This window comes from Cystobacter fuscus (genome assembly GCF_002305875.1).
In the GTDB taxonomy this organism is placed as follows: Bacteria; Myxococcota; Myxococcia; order Myxococcales; family Myxococcaceae; genus Cystobacter; species Cystobacter fuscus_A.
Map to the genome: position 1 here is coordinate 582,298 of NZ_CP022098.1, position 13,024 is coordinate 595,321.

Genomic DNA, 13,024 nt, shown 5'->3' on the forward strand with positions numbered 1-13,024 from the left:
GGGAGGAGAGATAGCGGTGGGGCCCGGCGGGGACGAGGGCCCGGCGCGCGACGGATTGTTCCGTGAAGAGCCCGCTACCGGGGCCCGTCCTCCCAGGGCAGCCCCGGGCCGCCCCGGGTGAGGGCCTCGAGGAAGACCTTCACCTTGGCGGGCATCCGCTGACGGCTGGGATGGACGGCGTAGAGCGCGAGGCCCGGGGGTGACACCGCCTCCAGCACCGGCACGAGCGCGCCGGCGCGCACGTCTTCCGCGACGAGCACGGTGGGCAGGCGCACCAGCCCGAGCCCGGCCCGGGCCGCGGCGTGGCCCGCGCGCACGCTGGGCACCTGCAACCGGCCACTCACCGGCATGGTGCGCGCGCCGCCCGGGCCCGTGAAGAACCACACCTCGTCCGTGCCCGGCTCCGCCACCAGCACGCACTCGTGGTGGGCGAGCTCCTCGGGCGTGCGGGGCGTGCCGCGCCGGCCGAGGTAGGCGGGGCTCGCGTAATAGCCGGTGCGCACGTGGCCGAGCCGGCGCGCCACCAGGGCCGAGTCCACGAGCGGCCCGGTGCGCAGGGCGACGTCATACGCCTCGGCCACGAGGTCCACGTGGGCGGGCGCCAGGGACACCTCCACGCGCACCTGGGGGTGGCGCAAGAGGAAGTCGGCGATGACGGGCGTGAGCAGCTCGCCGAGCAGCGAGAACGTGGCCACGCGCAACGTGCCCCTGGGGATGTCCCGTGACTCGCTCATCGCCTGGTTCACCGCGCGGGCCTCGGCGACGAGCCGCGCGCAGTGCGCGTGGTACTCGCGCCCCGCTTCCGTGAGCCGCAGCCGCCGCGTGTTGCGCTCCAGCAGGCGTGTGCCCAGGCGCTCCTCCAGGGCCGCCAGCCGCCGGCTCACCGTGGACTTGCGCAGGCCCAGCCGCGCCGCCGCCGCGGTGAGGCTCCCCGTGTCCGCCACCTCGGCGAAGACGAGCATGTCATCGAGCAATGGGGGCGTGGGGGGCACGGGCGTCAGCAGCCTCATCGGGCCGCCGGGAGTTCGCAAGCCGAATCCGGGATGCCCACGGCCAGCCCCGCCCTCGTTCCGGTGGAGCGGGCCCTCCTGGGCGGTCAGGCCCAGGCTCCCCTCGAGAGAGGGCGTGGGCACGGGTCGCTCGGGGCCTGGCGCCTGTCACGGAACGCAGCACTAATTTTCATCCCCTGGGGTGAATCGAGTTGTACCAGAACGCTTGGAGTCAAGAGTGCATGCGAGCAATCAACCCTTTGATTCGAATGACGCCAGCTCTCGGGAGGCCCGTAAACCCAAGATGGATCCGGGGCCCAGAAGCAGCTGGAAGGCCTTCCTCCAATGGTGGAATGACGCCATCTCTCGGGAGAGCAGTAAACCCAAGGTGGACCCGGTCCCCAGAAGACGCTGGAAGACCTTCCTCCAATGGTGGGATGAGCTTTTCGATGGGGTCGCGGCGTTCGCTCGGTCTCATCCGGCGTTCTCCCGATTCGGGGCCATCGTCCAGTTGGCGGGATTCGTCGCCGCCAGCTACTTCTATATCCGCTACCTGGCCAGCAATACGGGACAAGCCAGTCATCCCCATGCGCCGATCAATTTGACCGATTACTGCGCGACGATGTTCGCGCTCCTGCCGAGTCTGCTGGTGCTCGGTCACTTCATCGCGAGGCGCAGGCGCTCACCCAGGATCCACATCCAGACGATCCAGGAGTACCTCCGCTTCCGGGAGAACATCTTCCGCAAGGGCAGGCACTCGGAAGACAAACTCATTTCACAAAACTTCCTGAGGTTTCAGGACGAAAAAGAACTCGACTCCCTCCTCCGCCCCCGACCCAGTCAGTACCTGGTGAGCATCTGCGCCCTGACCCTGTCCTTCCTCGTCCTCTCGATATACTCCGATGCCCTGTTCGAGATCCGCGGGACTCTTCCCAACAAGGGCGCGGGCGGACAGTTCTACGAGGAAGGGCTCCGCGGGCTGGTGTTCACGGGTTACGGCGTCTACGTCTACACGCTCATCGTGATTCTTCATCGCATGCGCGCACAGACGCTCTCCACCGAGTGTTTGCTGGGCGCGGCGCTGAGGGTCATCACGATGATGGTCATTGGCTTCATGGTGGGGGAGACAGGCATCTTCCTCATGCATGCGACCTCCAACGTCCCGAGCGGTTCCTCGGAGGTGGCCTCCAACTCCATGGTGAGTTCCTCCATGGGCCTCGTCGTGTACTTCGCCATCGGTGCCTTCCCTTTCTGGGGATATGAGGCCCTGCGCGAGAAGGCACGCAAGCTCCTCCAGCCCAAGGCCGCCTCCGAGAAGATCCCGTTGGAGTACGTGAGCGGACTGGACGAGATGATCATCGAACGGCTCGAGGAGCTTGGCGTCAGCAATGTCCAGCATCTCGCCACCTATGACCCCGTCCTCCTGACGCTCCGGACCAACTATCCCCTCAAACGGATCATCGATTGGATCGATCAGGCCATCCTGGCCGTGCACCTGCAGGACAAGATAGGTCTCGCGCGGGAACTCGGCATTCGCGGTGCCACCGACTTGCGCAATCTCTACGCGGATCTCCAGAAGGGTCGGCCCACCCGGTACTTTCGCATCTTCCGCCAGCGCTACTGTGCCCATTGCGGTCAGTTCAAGCTGGGGAGCGCCGAGGATCGGGCTCGCGCCCTGCTCCAGGAACTGGCCAACAGGACCCAGTCCAGTATCGAAAGCCTCTACGCGATCGGTGCGAAGCTGACAGCGGACATCCATGTCCTCCTGCTCGGCGGGCTCCAGCGGGAGTGAGCCCGTTGTTGCGCGCTGGCCCCGGGGCGGATCTTGGAGGATTCTCCCCGCCCATGAGCATTCAAGGAAACCTCCGGCGGGTGGGCGCCGACCAGCTCCGCGCCCTGCTCGCCTCCCCCGAGCAGGTGAACGACATCGTCCATCCCCCCGAAGACGAGGACCTGGACGAGGACGGTTCCTCCAACGCCGATCACCTGCCCCTGGAGAAGAACTGGCACGGGCTGCACTTCCTGCTGACGGCAACGGCCTGGGAAGGCTCGCCGCCGCTGAACTTCATCGCCGCGGGCGGCCAGCGCGTGGGCGACGAGGACGTCGGCTATGGCCCTCCGCGTGCCTTCACCCCCCAGCAGGTGAAGGAGATCTCCCGGGCGCTCGAGGGCCTCGACGGGGAAGGGCTGCGCCGGCGCTTCAACGCCAGGAAGATGGACGAGCTGGAGATCTACCCGCAGGGCTGGTCGGACAACGACGACGAGGAGTCGCTGGCGTCCCTGCTCGAGGACTTCGACACGCTCCGGAGCTTCCTGCGCGAGGGCGCCGAGCAGGGACAGGCCCTGCTCGTGTACCTGAACTGACGCCCCGCTGGAGCACCTCTCAGGCCCCGCCCGAGTCCCCACCCGTGTCCCCGCCCGTGGTGGGGTGCGGGAAGACGGGCGTGCCGCCGGGGGTGGTCGGATCGTGCGGGAGGCTGCCCCGGGGGCTGCGCAGGTAGACGAAGGGCGTGGCGAAGAGGAAGTTGCTCACCCGGGACGTGTAGATGTCCGCGTAGCGCTCCACCTGTCGCGCCAGGTGGCTCTTGTCGTTGCCCGCTCGGGTGAGCAGTCCCCAGACGGGGTTGGACAGCTCGCTCGCGGCGCGCGCCATGGGGCCCAGCTCCGCGTCGAGCGCCTCCTGCTGGGCGCGCAGCTCCAGGGAGCGCGCGTGCAACTGCTCGTCGCCCGGCAGCGACTCGTCGCGCGCGGTGTAGCCCAGGCGCCGCCGCTGCAACTCCAGCCGCACCTGGCACGCCTCGGCCTCCAGCCGCTCCTTCTGCTGCATGCGCTCGGCGAGCCGCGCCTCGGTGGCGCGGAAGGAGCTGATGGCGCGGATCTCGTCCTCCAGCTCGCGCAGGATGAGGGCGGTGCGCCAGCGCAGCGCGCTCTTGCTCACGTGCACGTCGCCGAACATGTGGTCGCCCACGTAGAGGATCTCATCCCCGCTCATGCCCAGCGAGCGCTCCACCTCGCTCGCGCTGCCGCCGAAGTAGGGCACCCCGGGCTTGAGCGACCCCGAGTGCGGACGCAACAGGCCCTCCTGTCCCGCGATCGTCACCACCTCGAAGAGCGAGGAGCGCGTGGTGAAGAACTCGGGCTTGCGCGCGCTGACGATGACCACGTCGAACAGCTCGCGCCACGTCATGCCCTTGGGCAGGTAGGGGTCGAACGCGGCGTGCATCATGGGCAGCGTGTACGCCCACTCGCTGTTGGTGATGAGCAGGAGCTTCTTGCCCGAGTGCTTCTGATCCAACAAGGCCAGCGGCGTGTCCGGATCGGCCTGAACGTAGCGCGCGGGGTCCGCGATGATCTCCGCCTTGAGCGCGCCCTCCATGTGGGTGGCGTCGAGGCTGCGGCGCACGTGCTCGTAGAGGTCGTTGTAGCCCATGGGCCCCTCGAGCTTGCCGTCGTCCAGCAGGTCCACCACCTGGGCGTAGAGACACGCCTCGGACAGCGAGAAGAGCGTGTTGAGGAAGACCCAGCGCCGCTCGGACAGGTCGATGACGGTGCGCATGTACTCGTCGCGCTGGGACTCGAAGCTCATGGGCCGGGTGCCGTGCAGCGCCTTCTTCACGAAGCCGAAGCGGTTGGCCTTGAGCAGATTGCCCTTCTCGGTGTCGATGATGAGCCCGCGCATGGCGAGCACCGGATCGAACGTGAGGTGCGCCACGGGCCAGCCCTGGGCCGCGAGCCGATCCCTCATGTACTCGTACGCACGCTTCTCCCAGACCTCCACCTTGTAGTGGATGAGCGTGTAGTCCATGTCGTACCCGATGGCCTTGATGGCCCTCAGGTTGAGGGTGCGGTTGCAGAAGAGGCCGCGCTCGGGTGGGGGGGCTTTCAAGTGGCCAATCATGGCCACTTCGTGCCCTGGACCGTGACAAAAGTCACTGATTCTGGCGTCGTGGGTGTTGGTGGCGGGTAGGACAGCGGACAATCACTCCGACTCGAATCAAGGGAGCTGAACATGCGGAATTCGCTAGGGGTGTCGCTCCTGGTGTGGGCGGTGGCAACGGTGGCGGTGGGCGAGGAGAAGTGGGAGACGGTGTCGACGGGGCCGGTGTCCATCCGCGTGCGTCTGCGGCCGGACATTCCCGGAGGCCGGGAGGTCTGGGCCGAGGGCAGCATGGCGGTGGGGCTGCCCCACGTGCGGGCGGCGTTGCGCAACCACGCGAACTTCCGCCTGTGGATGCCCTATGTGACGGAGTCGCGCGTCCTGGATGAGGCACCGGGCACGCGCCTGACGTACACGCAGCTGGACTTCCCCCTCATCTCCAACCGGGACTACGTCCTGCGGGTGGTGGAGGAAGAGGGTCACACCGAGGACGGGACGGTGACGTTCCTGCAGCGCTGGACGCCGGACAACGAGGCGCTGCCCGATCGCGATGGCGTGGTGCGCTTGCGTCACAACTCGGGCAGCTGGCTCTTCACGCCCGAGGGCGAGGATCGGGTGCGCTACGTCTACCGCTTCACCGTGGAGCCGGGTGGCTCCATCCCCGGCTTCCTCGCCGGAGTGGGACAGAAGGACGCCGTGCTGGACACGGTGCGCGCGGTGGAGAAGCGGGCGCGTCAGCTCGCCTCGCAGGGCACTCCTCCCCCCTGAGCACCCGCCGCGGACGGAGCGGGGCCGCCTGTCATCTGGCGGGCGACCCCGGGCCTCGCGCCCTCGGCCGGTGGTGGAGAAGGCCACGGGCGAGCCGGTTCACCGGGCCGCGAAGCAGCACGTACGGCACGAGCGCCAGGACCACGGCTACCAGCAACCCTTGTAGCGGCCGTGGCCCCTTGAGCACGGTGAGTTGGTAGATCACGTCCATCACCACGGCGAGGAGGAAGATCCGGCCGACCGCGTGCCATCCCTCGCGCAACCGCTCGCGCCGGTGTGCTGGGTCCGTGAAGAGCGCCCAGAAGTAGGCGGGGCGTCCCGCGTGTGCGTCCTTGATGCCGTCACGCACGGCGAACAGCATCGCCATCAACGGCTGGAGATAGAAGCGAAACGCCATCGGCCCATCGGGGCGCTCGGCGATCTCCCGCCACATCTGTGTGAGCACGTCAGCCATCGCGAGCCTCCAGCGCCTGTCGTGGCCTTTCAGGAACTTGTTCCTTGGTGCCCTTCCGTGCTTCTGGACGTGAACATGAGGTGCCCCTCCGCCGGGGGCATCCGGGTGTGCGCATCCAGGGCGTCCAGGGGTGACCTGCCCGTTCGTCCGTCGACGGTATCGGGAAAGGGCCGCCGGACGTCCGGGGCGTGACGCGGCCCCCGCCCCCCGGGGCCCACTCGGCGGAGCGGAAGGGGATGTGCATGCTGGGGAGCCGGTCCTCCCATGCGCCCCCTCTCTCGGCTCCCGCGTCCGCTGCTCGCGCTCCCTCTGCTGGTGCTGATGGCGGCCTGTGCTTCGGTGCAGCGGCGCTCTCCGCTGATGGAGCGCGTGGGCAGGTCGGACATGTCCGTGGGCGCGCTGCGCATCCACGTGCGCGACATGGCCCGCCGCTTTCCCGTCATGCTCGAGGCCGTCGCGGATGACGTCGCCAGGCTCTCCGGCTCGGCCGAGATGCGCGAGGCGATGCTCCGGGCCAAGAGCAGCGCCGTCCCCGCCATGCAGGCCGCGCTCCTGCAGCCGGATCCGGTGGCGGCGCTCATCGACGGTTGGGCCTTGCTGGTGCAGATCGAGCAGGCGCTTCCAGCAGCAGGCTCGCCGGATGCGAGGGCCGCCGCCCGGCAGCCGATCGAGAAGATGGAGTCGGAAATGGAGGCGCTCTGGCGGAAGCTCTCGGGCAGCCAGGACGTGTCCAGGCTGCGAGAGCTGATCCAGACGTGGGCCGCGGAGCATCCACTGACGGGCCCTCTCCTGGTGCGCGAGTCCACCGTGCCGCTGCTGGCCGCCTTCACGGATCGCTCTGGGGTGGGGTTGCTGGGGGCGACGGCCAACCTCCTCCAGGACACGCAGGACGTTTTCGCGCGGATGGACGCGTACACCGACAGCCTCCCCCGGCAGGCCCGCTGGCAGGCGGAGCTCGCCGTCCAGGAAATGGTGGAGGGGACTCCGGTGCTGACCTCGGCCATGGCCGAGCTGGAACGGGCCGTGGACGTGCTCGTGCGGGTGGGAGCGCTGGCCGGCGACACCCCCGCGGTGGTGGCTCGCGAGCGCGAGGCGCTGCAGGACTTCATCTCCTCCGAGCGTCTGGCCGTGCTGGATGGCGTGCGGGGCGAGCGCGTGGCGGTGCTGGACGCGCTCCACACCGAGCGGGTGGAGGCGCTGGCGCAGACGGACGCGATGGGGCGCGGCTGGGTGGACCAGGCCTTCGATCGGGCCGAGGCCCTGGTGGACCACATCTTCCTGTGGCTGCTGGGGCTGGTACTCCTGTTCGTGCTGGGCGTGCTCGTGGCCGCGGCACTGCTGGCGTGGGCCTGGCGTCGTGGCGAGCGGTTGCCCGTGGGACGCTCTCGTGGTCGGGTGTCTCCCGTGGAGCCGCACGCGGGGGACACGCGGGTGCATGGGCCGGAGCCGTCGCACGAATCGCCCGGGGAGCACCCGGGCGAGCCGCACCACTAGTGGGTCTGTCCATCGGGTCGGGAGGTGCCCATCGTCTTCTCGAAGGAGGAGCGGTGATGAGCCACGAGCGGCGCCTGTCCCCGGTCGAGCTGTTGCGGCAGCTCACCCTGTCGGTCGAGCGCCTCGCCGCCCAGGGCCTCGCCAGTGGCGCGGTGCGGGGTGCCACCGAGGAGCTGCGGGCGGGACATCCGGAGCTCGACGGGCAACTCCAGGCCGTCTTCCAGGATGTGTTGACGCTGCTCGAGCGCATGGTGCACGAGGCCGCCGGGCGTCCGGTCCGGCCCCCCGAGGAGTGGTCGCGCAGGGTCGCGGAGGGCGCGGTGCGGGGAGCGGTGGAGGAACTGCGGCGCTCGATGCCCGGCGTGGATGCGTTCTCCCATGAGGTGTTGGAGCGGCTGAATCGGTTGCTCGAGCGCTCCACGCGGGTCGCGGCGAACCGGGAGAGGGAGCTTCGCATGCCCGGGACGCGCGCCCGGATCGCCGCCGCTGGAGCGGTACGGGGCGCGCTGGGAGAACTCCACGACGCGATGCCGCGGCTGGCGCCGATGGCGGCCGGGCTCTCGTCCCAGGTGGGGCGTGGCTTCGTCGAGGGGCTTGGCGCGAAGGCGCGGGAGGAGCGCGATGTCTTCGCCGCCATCCTCGAGCGTGCGGGGCGGGGCTTCATTCACGCGCTCGTGGAGCAGCTCGACACGGAGCTGCGGGCCCGATGGGGCGTGGGGGAAGGAAAGGTGGGCCGGGTCGTGGAGGACAGGGCCGAGCAGGTGGCCGCGGCATGCGTGCGGGGCGCCACCGGGGAGTTGCTCCGTCAGGTGCGCTCCCTGGGCGGGTCTTCGTCGGCCGGGGAAGCGCTCCAGCGAGCGGGTCGCGAGGTGTCCAGCGGCATCCTGTCCGCGCTGGCGGAGGGCCTGCGCAAGCCCTTCTTCGCCGCGGCGGGGGCGAGCTGCGCGCTCCTGCTCACCGCGCTCCTGGTCACGAGGGCCCGCTGAGATGACTCGAAGCGACCCGGGAGGACTAGAGCGTGTAGGTGGTCACGGCCTGGCGGGGAGGGCGCTCCGGTTTGGCGGGAGGGCTCTCACGCGGCGCCGGACGCGGCCGCCGGTTTCCCAACAGCCCCGGCGGCGGGGCCCCCGTGGCGCATCCCTCGAGCAGCAGCAACAGGAGCACGCCTCCAAGCACACGGAGTCGAGAGCCCTGGACGTTCACTCGCATGATCTACTCCCCCTCTTTGGTGCGTCCTCATGAAGCATCGTTGACGCATGGGGCGCGCGGCAACCCGGGCCGCGCGAGTCCGTTGGAAAACGGGCGGACAGGATGGCGGAGGTCATCCCGGAGCGAGTGACCGGGGAAGTGGTTTTTCTCTTGCCACCGCGAGGGGATTGCCCGTACTGTTCACGGCGTGCGCCCTGGGGCATGGCTTCTCCTCTCGATCTTGTCCTCCCCTCCTGCCTCCGCCTGGGACGAAGCGGGAGGGGCCGTGCTCCAGCGGCGCACGCTTGTGCATCCCTCGAGTCCCGAGCGGGTGCCGCCCCTGGAGCTGCACGTGGCGGCGGGGGTGGCCACGCTCGTGTCGTTCGCAGGGTGCTCGCGGCCCGAGGTCCTGGAGTTCGGACAGGGTCATCCTTCCCTACGTTTGATCGACATGAGCGGGGGCGCGTTGATCCTCTCTCCTTCCGCGGATCTCGCTCCGGGTGAGCGGGTTCCTCTCGTCGTGAGGCTTGCGCCCGATGCCGAGCCGCTGCGTTTCGTGCTGGTGACGCGGCGCGACGCGGTGGATGTGCGGGTACAGGTGGTGCGGGCTACGTCTGGTTCCGAGGAGGAGGGGGTGGACGGTGTGGCCCGGAGCCTGCTCGACGCGCCTGGGGCCCAGGCCACGCTCGAACTGCCCCAACGGGTGGCGGAGATCGATGCCCGGAATTCCCAGGGACGGGTCGACTCCGTGCTGTGGATGGGACGGCGCTTCTTCGCCACGGTGTCGGTTCGTGGCGGCAACAAGGGCGCCGCGCTCTGGCCCCTGGTCCAGGTCAGGATGCGGGCGATGCTCCCGGACGGAGAGGTATGGGAGGGGCCCGTGCGTCTGGTCTCGGGTGTGGCGGGTTCGACCCGTCAGCGGCACATCGCGACGGGCCTGCTGCCAGGGGGCGCCTCGGGAGTGGAACTGGCGCTGGATGAAGCCAACACCGCAGGGGTCTTTCAACCACTGTCCCGGAAGGATCCGAGCACGCATCCATGAGTCCACCCCGGCATCCCCATGAGCTGCGTGCGGGCGACTTCGTGCGCGACTTCCGCATCGTGCGCCGGTTGGGGGTGGGGGGCTTCGCCTTCGTCTTCCTGGTGGAGCGCGGAGGACTCCAGTTCTCCATGAAGATGGCCGCCCGGCCGCTGTCCGCCGAGGACCCGGATCAGGTGGATGCCTGGATGCGCCGCGAGGTGGCCTCGATGGACCAACTGGTGGGTCATCCCCTGGTGTTGCCAGTCTTCGAGTGGAGCCGGTGGCCGGATGCGCGGACGGGTTACGCGTACTTCCTCACGGCGTACGTTCCGGGAGACACCTTTCATGTCTGGCGCTGGCGTCGGCGCGCCTCGCTCCATGAGTCCGTGGGCGTGTTGAGCACGCTCGCGCGGACGCTCGAGGTGCTGCACTGGCGAGGTATGTGCCACCGGGATCTCAAGGCGGACAACGTCCTGGTGCGCGAGGCGGATGGAGAGCCCCTCCTCATCGACTTCGGCTCGGCGCACCTGCCGGGGGCACGGATCCTGACGGAGGGGGTGGCGCCCGGGACGCTCTACTGCCAGCCACCCGAGGTCATCTCCTTCCTGTTCTCCGACGCGCGGCTGCCCGGCACCCGCATGCGGGCCCTGCCCTCGGCGGACCTGTATGCCTTTGGCGTGCTGCTCTACGAGACCCTCACGCAGTGCCGTCCCTTCAACAGCCGGTTGCCGTTGTCGCGATTACTCATCGCCATCGCCTCCACGCCCGTGCCGGATCCCCGGCGGTTCGATCCCTCGATTCCCGAGCCCCTGGCCGCGCTGACGATGTCCCTGCTGGAAAAGGAGCCCGCGAAGCGCCCTCCGAACGCCGAGGCGGTCCGGTTGGTGTTGGAACGGCTTCGGGAGGAGGGCGCGGACTCCGGGGTCTGGAGGGCTCCGTCGAAGCGGCCATCCGAGTGCGCGTGGGGACGGGAACTTCCCGAGGAGATGGAGCTGCTGAACGAGGCAGGGGAGGGACTCCCTGCCGCTCTGGAGGCGTGGCGGCCTCGTGAGGGACGGCGGCTGACGGGGGTGAGGCCGGGACGCCTCGCCGCCCTGGCCTTGGTGCTTGGAGTGCTCGGGATAGGGTGGATGTGCCTCCGCGTGGCGCATCCTCCTGGCTGGGAGGAGGGCGTTCGCACGGAGCCCACCGCACCGGTTCCTCCGGTGCCGTTCGAGAAAGGAACGCAGCCCGTGCCCTCCTCCCTTGGTCCCGAATCCTCCCCCGACAGCACTCCAGTGCCTCTTCGCTCGCGCCGGTGCGCGTTGCTCACGGGCTTGCTGGGGGTGTCCGCCGCGCAGCTCGCCGGATGCGCCACCGTGCCCCGGCAGCCCGACCCCCAGGGCTATCTCTCCCGGTGTCCTCCCGAGGCTCGCGCCACGCCGGTGAAGCTGGGCATCAAACCCGACGAGCAGCCCTCCTTCCTGACGCCGACGTCGGGGACTCCGGCCTCGGACGAGCGCATCGAGGATGGGGGGCCGCTCAACATCAAGCCGGGCCCTGTCTCCGCCGACATGCTCGTGGAGATCGGGGGGAATGAGTTGTACGTGACGATCTTCGGCGTGGCGGAGATGAGCCCCAACCGCGTCCACATGCGGTTCGACCGCCTCCGCATGCCCGAGGGCGTTGAGTATCCCATCTGTGGGGTGGCCGTGGACGACATGCACCAGTACGGCCTCGCGACCTGGCAGAAGTTCGCCGTTCCGGGGGCGGGTGTGGATCCATCCCGGGTGGACACGACGGGGGGCGGCGTGGTGCTCAACTACCCGCGCTTCGAGACGGTGTTGCAGGGGCCCGAGGGCTATGAGGTGCCCCGCATCCGTCTGGCTCCACCGGACTGGCGCTGAGGCCTGGTCCAGAGGCTGGCACGGGTCTGTATCCTGGGGCTCCCCTCCACCTGGGAGTCCCCGAGATGAAACGCTTGAGTGGTGGGAGGGTGTGTGCCCGAAGGGGGCCGCACTATCGACAACCTGCTCAACGACTGAGCGCGCAGATAAGAAGGACGGAAGGCGTGTGGCGGGAGTAGGAGCAGGGCCGGGACTCGTCCCACGTTGACAATCGGAGCCGGACTCCCATGACGAACCAACGCATCTTCATCACCGGTGGTGCCAGTGGCCTCGGTCGGTCCATCGCGCTGCGCTATGCGCGGGCGGGCTGGCGTGTGTGCATTGGCGACGTGAACCCCACGCGCGGCGCGGAGGTGCTGCGCGAGCTCCAGGCGCTCGCGCCCGCGGCGCTCTATATGCCCTGTGACGTGACGCGCGCGGAGGACCTGCGAGCGGTGGCCGAGCGGCTCACGGCCGACTGGGGCGGAGTGGACGTGGTGGTGAACAACGCGGGCGTCGCCGCGCCGGGCGCCATCGAGGACGTGCCCCTCGAGGACTGGCAGCGGGTGCTGGACATCAACGTGATGGGCGTGGTGCGCGGCTGCTACGTGTTCACGCCCTTGTTCAAGCGCCAGGGCCAGGGCCATTTCGTCAACGTGGCCTCCATGGCGGGCCTGCTCGATGTGCCCCGGGCGGCTTGCTACAACGCCTCCAAGGCGGCCGTGGTCTCGCTGTCCGAGACGTTGCAGAACGAGTTCGTCGGCACGCGCCTGGGCGTGACGCTCGTGTGTCCCTCCTTCTTCAAGACGAACCTCGCCGAGTCGCTGCGCAATGTCGATGCCGCCACGCGCGCGGCGGTGAACCGGGTGCTCGAGCGCTCGACGGTGTCCGCGGAGGACATCGCGGAGCAGATCTTCCAGGCGGTGCGCCAGCGCACGTTCTACGTCCTGCCGCACGTGCAGGGCCGTCAGGCGTGGCTCATGAAGCGCCTGCTGCCGCGTCCGCTGTACATGCGGCTGATCAGCGCGCAGCTGCGCCGGATGCGCGGGTCCGACTCTCGCAAGACCGCCTGAGCTACGGCGATCGCCCGCGCTGCTCGCCGGGCGGCGTGTGGGGCTCGTGTCGAACCAGGTGCTGCTGACGCTGGCGGACATGCGCTCGGATGGGAACATCCTTCCACCGCCTCTCCTTCGTCAGCGGGCCTGTCCTGGCGCGCGGGTGGACGAGCTCCTGACCGAGACCCTTCTCAACGACGAGCTTCACGTGCCATCGCCCGGAGCATCCTGGCCGAGAACCACCGGAGTCTGGAGGAGAAGCTCGCTGCCTTGCGGCTCTTTACTACAGTTGGACGTTGTTGGTTCCGGGGGC

12 protein-coding genes are annotated in these 13,024 nt (G+C 69.2%); 8 read left to right on the forward strand and 4 right to left on the reverse strand.

Annotated features, from left to right (window positions below; translation table 11 throughout):
• Window positions 1-74 precede the first annotated feature (74 nt).
• The gene (locus CYFUS_RS02465) at window positions 75-992 is read right to left on the reverse strand and encodes a LysR family transcriptional regulator (protein ID WP_095991753.1); all 918 of its coding nucleotides are present in this window, start codon (window positions 990-992) and stop codon (window positions 75-77) included.
• A 301-nt stretch (window positions 993-1,293) separates the two neighbouring features.
• On the opposite strand from CYFUS_RS02465, the gene CYFUS_RS02470 reads away from it, so the two are divergent.
• Window positions 1,294-2,781: a hypothetical protein gene (locus CYFUS_RS02470; RefSeq protein WP_095983758.1), complete on the forward strand. Its 1,488-nt coding sequence runs from the start codon at window positions 1,294-1,296 to the stop codon at window positions 2,779-2,781.
• A 53-nt stretch (window positions 2,782-2,834) separates the two neighbouring features.
• On the forward strand, window positions 2,835-3,353 hold the full coding sequence (locus CYFUS_RS02475; protein ID WP_095983759.1) for a YfbM family protein: 519 nt from the start codon (window positions 2,835-2,837) through the stop codon (window positions 3,351-3,353).
• Between the two features lie 19 nt (window positions 3,354-3,372).
• Here the strand turns inward: CYFUS_RS02475 and CYFUS_RS02480 are convergent, their stop codons facing one another.
• Window positions 3,373-4,887 (reverse strand): HAD-IG family 5'-nucleotidase, encoded by a 1,515-nt coding sequence (locus CYFUS_RS02480; RefSeq protein WP_095983760.1) that lies wholly within the window; start codon window positions 4,885-4,887, stop codon window positions 3,373-3,375.
• Window positions 4,888-4,998: 111 nt separating this feature from the next.
• Between CYFUS_RS02480 and CYFUS_RS02485 the strand changes: the two genes are divergently transcribed.
• The gene (locus CYFUS_RS02485) at window positions 4,999-5,634 is read left to right on the forward strand and encodes an SRPBCC family protein (protein ID WP_095983761.1); all 636 of its coding nucleotides are present in this window, start codon (window positions 4,999-5,001) and stop codon (window positions 5,632-5,634) included.
• A 31-nt stretch (window positions 5,635-5,665) separates the two neighbouring features.
• Here CYFUS_RS02485 and CYFUS_RS02490 read toward each other — a convergent pair whose 3' ends face one another.
• Complete coding sequence (locus CYFUS_RS02490; protein ID WP_198316434.1) at window positions 5,666-6,088, reverse strand: hypothetical protein; 423 nt, start codon at window positions 6,086-6,088, stop codon at window positions 5,666-5,668.
• A gap of 264 nt (window positions 6,089-6,352) precedes the next feature.
• Between CYFUS_RS02490 and CYFUS_RS02495 the strand changes: the two genes are divergently transcribed.
• A complete protein-coding gene (locus tag CYFUS_RS02495; RefSeq protein WP_198316435.1) occupies window positions 6,353-7,582 on the forward strand; it encodes a chemotaxis protein in 1,230 nt (409 codons plus the stop codon).
• 56 nt (window positions 7,583-7,638) lie between these two features.
• On the forward strand, window positions 7,639-8,568 hold the full coding sequence (locus tag CYFUS_RS02500) for a hypothetical protein (protein ID WP_095983762.1): 930 nt from the start codon (window positions 7,639-7,641) through the stop codon (window positions 8,566-8,568).
• Between the two features lie 25 nt (window positions 8,569-8,593).
• Here CYFUS_RS02500 and CYFUS_RS02505 read toward each other — a convergent pair whose 3' ends face one another.
• A complete protein-coding gene (locus tag CYFUS_RS02505; protein ID WP_095983763.1) occupies window positions 8,594-8,791 on the reverse strand; it encodes a hypothetical protein in 198 nt (65 codons plus the stop codon).
• Between the two features lie 187 nt (window positions 8,792-8,978).
• Between CYFUS_RS02505 and CYFUS_RS02510 the strand changes: the two genes are divergently transcribed.
• The 3 genes from CYFUS_RS02510 to CYFUS_RS02520 all read left to right on the forward strand — a co-directional run bounded on the left by CYFUS_RS02510 (window position 8,979) and on the right by CYFUS_RS02520 (window position 12,729).
• Window positions 8,979-9,812, forward strand: coding sequence for a DUF2381 family protein (locus tag CYFUS_RS02510; RefSeq protein ID WP_269770202.1), 834 nt, complete (start codon window positions 8,979-8,981; stop codon window positions 9,810-9,812).
• Window positions 9,809-11,677 (forward strand): serine/threonine protein kinase, encoded by a 1,869-nt coding sequence (locus CYFUS_RS02515; protein WP_095983765.1) that lies wholly within the window; start codon window positions 9,809-9,811, stop codon window positions 11,675-11,677. The genes CYFUS_RS02510 and CYFUS_RS02515 overlap by 4 nt, the downstream gene beginning before the upstream one ends.
• A 227-nt stretch (window positions 11,678-11,904) precedes the next feature.
• Window positions 11,905-12,729 (forward strand): SDR family oxidoreductase, encoded by an 825-nt coding sequence (locus CYFUS_RS02520; protein WP_095983766.1) that lies wholly within the window; start codon window positions 11,905-11,907, stop codon window positions 12,727-12,729.
• The last annotated feature ends 295 nt before the right edge of the window (window positions 12,730-13,024 follow it).

Coding starts and splice junctions, on each gene's coding strand:
- CYFUS_RS02500 (WP_095983762.1), top strand. CDS start 7,639: ATGAGCCACGAGCGGCGCCTGTCCCCGGTCGAGCTGTTGCGGCAGCTC.
- CYFUS_RS02480 (WP_095983760.1), bottom strand. CDS start 4,887: ATGATTGGCCACTTGAAAGCCCCCCCACCCGAGCGCGGCCTCTTCTGC.
- CYFUS_RS02475 (WP_095983759.1), top strand. CDS start 2,835: ATGAGCATTCAAGGAAACCTCCGGCGGGTGGGCGCCGACCAGCTCCGC.
- CYFUS_RS02495 (WP_198316435.1), top strand. CDS start 6,353: ATGCGCCCCCTCTCTCGGCTCCCGCGTCCGCTGCTCGCGCTCCCTCTG.
- CYFUS_RS02505 (WP_095983763.1), bottom strand. CDS start 8,791: ATGCGAGTGAACGTCCAGGGCTCTCGACTCCGTGTGCTTGGAGGCGTG.
- CYFUS_RS02490 (WP_198316434.1), bottom strand. CDS start 6,088: ATGGCTGACGTGCTCACACAGATGTGGCGGGAGATCGCCGAGCGCCCC.
- CYFUS_RS02470 (WP_095983758.1), top strand. CDS start 1,294: ATGGATCCGGGGCCCAGAAGCAGCTGGAAGGCCTTCCTCCAATGGTGG.
- CYFUS_RS02485 (WP_095983761.1), top strand. CDS start 4,999: ATGCGGAATTCGCTAGGGGTGTCGCTCCTGGTGTGGGCGGTGGCAACG.
- CYFUS_RS02515 (WP_095983765.1), top strand. CDS start 9,809: ATGAGTCCACCCCGGCATCCCCATGAGCTGCGTGCGGGCGACTTCGTG.
- CYFUS_RS02520 (WP_095983766.1), top strand. CDS start 11,905: ATGACGAACCAACGCATCTTCATCACCGGTGGTGCCAGTGGCCTCGGT.